The sequence below is a fragment of the Ruminococcus sp. genome, from assembly GCF_017650195.1.
GTDB lineage: Bacteria > Bacillota > Clostridia > Oscillospirales > Ruminococcaceae > Ruminococcus.
The window spans coordinates 1-4,524 of record NZ_JAGCFH010000255.1 but is presented as its reverse complement, the minus strand read 5'-3'; the positions used below and the strand labels follow the sequence as shown (position 1 = coordinate 4,524).

5 protein-coding genes, 1 pseudogene and 1 riboswitch are annotated in these 4,524 nt (G+C 43.3%); of the genes and pseudogenes, 3 read left to right on the top strand and 3 right to left on the bottom strand.

The window, feature by feature from the left end; genetic code table 11:
• Nucleotides 1-156: 156 nt before the first annotated feature.
• Genes J6U00_RS11605 through J6U00_RS11595 form a run of 3 tightly spaced genes read right to left on the bottom strand, consistent with a single transcriptional unit; the run spans nt 157 to nt 2,525 of the window.
• Nucleotides 157-945 (bottom strand): TraX family protein, encoded by a 789-nt coding sequence (locus tag J6U00_RS11605; RefSeq protein ID WP_296582016.1) that lies wholly within the window; start codon nt 943-945, stop codon nt 157-159.
• Nucleotides 946-948: 3 nt separating this feature from the next.
• Nucleotides 949-1,701, bottom strand: coding sequence for an EFR1 family ferrodoxin (locus tag J6U00_RS11600; RefSeq protein ID WP_296582014.1), 753 nt, complete (start codon nt 1,699-1,701; stop codon nt 949-951).
• Between the two features lie 44 nt (nt 1,702-1,745).
• The gene (locus tag J6U00_RS11595; RefSeq protein WP_296582012.1) at nt 1,746-2,525 is read right to left on the bottom strand and encodes a flavin reductase; all 780 of its coding nucleotides are present in this window, start codon (nt 2,523-2,525) and stop codon (nt 1,746-1,748) included.
• A 280-nt stretch (nt 2,526-2,805) separates the two neighbouring features.
• Between J6U00_RS11595 and J6U00_RS11590 the strand changes: the two genes are divergently transcribed.
• From J6U00_RS11590 to J6U00_RS11580, 3 genes and pseudogenes are all read left to right on the top strand, one after another.
• On the top strand, nt 2,806-3,054 hold the full coding sequence (locus tag J6U00_RS11590; RefSeq protein ID WP_296582011.1) for a hypothetical protein: 249 nt from the start codon (nt 2,806-2,808) through the stop codon (nt 3,052-3,054).
• A 223-nt stretch (nt 3,055-3,277) separates the two neighbouring features.
• A riboswitch (TPP riboswitch) is annotated at nt 3,278-3,381 on the top strand.
• A 121-nt stretch (nt 3,382-3,502) separates the two neighbouring features.
• Nucleotides 3,503-4,309, top strand: a complete 807-nt coding sequence (gene thiD / locus J6U00_RS11585; protein ID WP_296582009.1) for a bifunctional hydroxymethylpyrimidine kinase/phosphomethylpyrimidine kinase — start codon at nt 3,503-3,505, stop codon at nt 4,307-4,309.
• Nucleotides 4,309-4,524: pseudogene (locus J6U00_RS11580) on the top strand (putative hydroxymethylpyrimidine transporter CytX); the annotation flags it as partial. The gene thiD and the pseudogene J6U00_RS11580, both read left to right, overlap by 1 nt.

Genomic DNA, 4,524 nt, shown 5'->3' with positions numbered 1-4,524 from the left:
TGCTGCTCCTGAGAATGCCGATATAAACGGCGACGGTGCAGCAGATGTATTCGATATGATAAGTCTGAGAAAACTTTTAATTTCAAAAATAAATTTCACCTGACTCTAATTGCGGAAATATCCGTCCAAAAAGGCACTCTTGCGAGTGCCTTTTTCTTATTTACTGATAATAACGCTGACTATCCATATTATAAGATAATGCAGCGGATAGAAGCCGTAGAAGAACCACTTTGCCAGCGTGGGGTTCTTTCCCTTCCTGCCGTTGTAAAAAACTGTCATGCACAGGTATGCAAGCACGAACATCAGTATCATTACCACTATCTGAATGATAAGTCTGTCTGTGGGTACCTTTCCGAGGCTGAACAGGTTAGGAAGGAAATGAAGCGCCGTGAGGCTCATAAAGGATATGAATCTTGCCTTCGGCTTATCGCGGAAGATATGCAGGAACAAAATGAACAGCACTCCGAATACGAGCCAGTCTGACACTATAAGCGCCGTCATTCCGTCACAGAGTATTACCAGCGCTATCCTCTGCCACAGCTTGTATCTGCTCTCCCATGCCATTATGGCAAGCAGTCCGAAAAGCAACGTGAAGATAACGTTCGTGTGCCACCAGCCGCTGAACCTGTGACAGCACAGCCAGTCAAAGGGCTGAGTTATGCATGCAAAGAGCAGAAGCCTATGCGCGTACTTTTTCCTGTCACGGGTATATTTGTAGCCGTCTGCGATAAAGAAAAACATTACAGGTGGGCAGAAGAGCGATGTGTATATTATAATATACTCCCATAAAGGAAGAGTATAGTATGCTTTAACATCTCCGTACTTATACTGCACCGCCCAGCCGATAAGATGTCCCCAGAACATGATGAATATTGCAAGACATTTCATCATGTCTCGGCTAAATATCCTGTATCTGCTTTTATTATTATCTGTTACTATCTCCATAGCCTATACTTTTACATTGGGATTGGTATACTGTCCATGCTTCTTTGTAGCACCATTCCAGAACTGTATAGCGAATTGTGGACAATGGTGCAGGCAGCGGAAGCACAGGGCACATCGCTCCTTCACCCAAACAGGTTTACCGTCACGTATCTCTATCGCCTTTACAGGACATTTCTCGGCGCAGAGACCGCAGCCGATACAGCTGTCCTCAACGTGGAGATTCTTGGTCATTCTCACCTTGGCAAAGACCTTGTCCGTGTATTTGTAGAAAGCGTAGGGAGTCCTCATTGTGAGGAAGCAGCCCTTTTTCCTGTCAAGTATCTTTGAGATAACACTGTTTATATACTTTTCGGCAGCCTCGTTCTGACGTGCAACCTTCTCCTTATTACTGAGGTTGAAAGTGACTGTCCAGTTATCCGGCATTTTTATACTGTAAACCGCACTGAGTCGTATGCCATTGTCTTTAAGGAGATGTCTCGCCTCCTCGCCACTGCAGCCAACGGTAGTACCATAGGTAGAAGCTATGAACACATAATGCTTTCCCTGTCTGTGAAGTCTCAGCTTCTGTAAGAACTCCCTCATAGGTATAGGCAGAGCCCACCAATGAGTAGGAGTTACTATACCGAAGCACTCCCCCTCCTTAAGGGTTATATCGTAGCACTTGTCCTCTATGGATACAGCTCTGTCCTTCAGAGCTTCGGCTATCCTTTCCGCCGCGTATTTACTATTTCCTGTAGCTGAAAAATATACGATCATAATATATCCCCCTTACAAAAATGCCATATTATATATTGCTCACATCAGCTTGTTTTCTCGAACAGCTCAGTGCCTACTCCACAGATAGGACAGACAAAATCCGCAGGTATCTCTTCGCCAACATACTCATAGCCACAGACTGTACATCTCCATATAGTCTCGCCGCTCTCTGTCTTTCCTACAGGCACAGCTTCATGACCGCCATCCTTTACCTTCTCAAAATCAGCCTTTCCGTGTTTGCATACAGGGCATATAAAATCATCGGGAAGCTCCTCACCCACATATTCGTAACCGCATATCGAGCATCTCCAGATTGTCTGTCCATCGGAGGTAGTCCCTACAGCCTCTGGCTTCGGTTTTATATTGCCCTGATAGTATTCATAAGTTGCGGAAGAAGTATCGCTAAGCACTTCCATTTCCGTTACCTCTGCAATGAACATGGTATGGGTGCCGAGGTCGATACTGTGCCACACAGAACCGGATATATATGCATTCGTACCCTTTGTGACTATCAGACAGCCATTTTCTGCACGTCTGCATTCTTTAAAGTCAGCAAATTTGTCTACATCCCTGCCGGATTGGAAACCGAAATGCTTGAAAAGGTCAAAATCGGCATCTGTGCTTATAACTGAAGCCGTAAATTTACCCGTCGCCATTATTAGATCGTGGGTATAGTTTGTCTTTGCAACTGTCAGACTCACCTTGTTAGGTGAAGACGTAACCTGTGCGAGAGTATTTGTAATACAGCCGTTGTCTCTACCGTTACTATTTGCTGTCACAACGAAAAGTCCGTAGCTTATTTTGTACATTGCCTTCTTGTCCATGCTTCATACCTCCTGTTTTTAACGGATATTTATTTGGCGCTCAGGAGCGCTTCATCTTATAATAATTTTACCAAATCATATATATTAAATCAAGTATATTTTGTTAATTTCCTTATGTCGTTTGCTGAAAAATACTACGCTTTTGACAAACCTGCTACCCCAAAACGCCCTTAACTGCGCAATATTCTGTCTTCCCCACTCAAATTATAGTCTGTATTATTTAAGTTGACAAAACTATATTTTGCATGATATAATTTGAAAAAAGAAAGGAGAATGTATAATGATTGTAATAGTGATCTTTCTTTCCCCGGTATTTGCTTTATCATTCTATTATTATTACTCATTATTCAAGAAATTAATGAAATGCACGTTCATGGTCGAGGCTGAGATAATAGATATAAAAATCGAAAAAGACACTGATGGTGAGGGTAATATTACAACATCCTCTAATCCCGTATTTCGATACTATTACAACGGACGTGAGTACATATCCTCAGAAGACATAGGATATCCGGGTTTAAAGTACTAAAAAGGGGATATTTTAAATATATACATTAACCCTGAATATCCATATGAGGTAGTAGATAAAAAAAGGAAAATAAAATCACATATCGCAGCCGGAACAATATGCTTGTTATTCTGCATCTCTGTAATTACTTTAAAACTCTTATTACGTGAATAAAGTATTTCAACATAATCCGGCGAAAAGTCTTTTTTCAAAGCGGCTTGCATTTTTATTTAAATAGTGTTATAATATAAAAAAAGGGAGCTTGTGTAACAGGCTGAGAGGGAGTTTCAAACTCCGACCTTACCTGATTTGGATAATGCCAACGTAGGGAAATACTTATGTAAGATAGGTGTGTCTCTCTGCGGGCACACCTTTTTTTGCAGCGTGACATTGGGGGCACCACCTTGTCTCGCTATATAAAATTAATGCTGGGGCATAAGCCCGAAACCACAATAAAGGAGAAATGATAATGAAAACAGCATTAACAATCGCAGGAAGCGATTCCTGCGGAGGCGCCGGCATTCAGGCTGATATAAAAACTATGACCATGAATGGTGTTTACGCAATGAGCGCTATAACGGCTCTCACTGCACAGAACACGACCGGCGTAACAGATATAATGGAGGTATCACCTGAATTTCTGGCTATGCAGCTTGACGCTGTCTTTTCGGACATTCGTCCCGACGCAGTCAAGACAGGCATGGTCTCCTCCGAAAAGCTTATCCGTTCTATCGCAGCAAAGCTGAAGGAGTACAAGGCGGAGAATATCGTCGTAGATCCCGTTATGGTAGCTACAAGCGGCGCAAGACTTATTGCTGAGGAAGCTGTGGAAACTCTGAAATCAAAACTCCTGCCCCTTGCAGCGGTTGTTACTCCAAATATTCCTGAAGCTGAGATACTTGCAGATATGAAGATAACTACACAGGACGATATGGTAAAGGCAGCCCAGGTCATCGGTGAGAAATATGGCTGTGCAGTGCTATGCAAGGGCGGTCACAGCCTCAATGACGCAAACGACCTTCTTTGGAACAATGGTAGCTGCACATGGTTCAAAGGGAAACGTATAGACAATCCCAATACCCATGGTACAGGCTGCACTCTTTCAAGTGCTATCGCTTCAAATCTCGCAAAGGGCTTCACCCTTGAAAAAGCGGTAGAACGCGCAAAGGACTACATATCAGGCGCACTTGCCGCTATGCTTGACCTTGGAAAGGGCAGCGGTCCAATGGCACACGCCTTCGCACTTACAGGCGAATTTGCAGAGGAGGCGGAATAATGGAACAGAAACGCACCTCTGTATACGAAAACGGACTAATATGGTTTGGCGCAGGAGTTTCCATAGCAGAAATTATAACAGGAACATATTTTGCTCCTCTTGGCTTTGGCAAGGGTCTCCTTGCTGTAATCACAGGTCATATCATCGGCTGTTTAATGCTTTTCCTCGCAGGACTTATCGGCGGCAGGACAAGAAAAAGCGCTATGGAGACCGTA